A 380-nucleotide genomic window follows, 5' to 3' on the forward strand; every position below is an offset into this window, starting at 1 on the left:
CAACATCCTCTACGAGATCGTCGGCTGCCGGAAGCCCGGCGACAAGTCGGGACGCGGCAGCTGGAACCTCGCGGGCTACTGCGACCCGAAGATCGATGAGATCGCCGACAAGGTCGAGGGCGAGACCGACAAGACCAAGCGCGACGCCCTGATCAAGGAGGGCTTCGACGTCCTGAGCGCCGACTGGGGCTACATCCCGCTGCACCAGCAGGCCCTGGCCTGGGGCGTCTCCAAGAAGGTTCACCTGACCCAGCGCGCCGACAACCTGCTCCTGCTCTACTGGGTCTCGAAAGATCCGCAGTAGGGCCCGGGCGTGCTCGCCTTCCTGCTGCGCCGGGTGATCCAGGCGGCCGCGGTGCTCGCGGTCGTCGGGCTCATCG

At 67.4% G+C, this 380-nt stretch carries 1 pseudogene; it reads left to right on the top strand.

The features are described from left to right. Positions 1-304, top strand: a pseudogene (locus tag JZ791_RS44585) (hypothetical protein); the annotation flags it as partial. Positions 305-380 lie beyond the last annotated feature (76 nt).

The organism is Nocardia alni (assembly GCF_019038435.1).
GTDB classification, from domain to species: Bacteria; Actinomycetota; Actinomycetes; order Mycobacteriales; family Mycobacteriaceae; genus Nocardia; species Nocardia alni.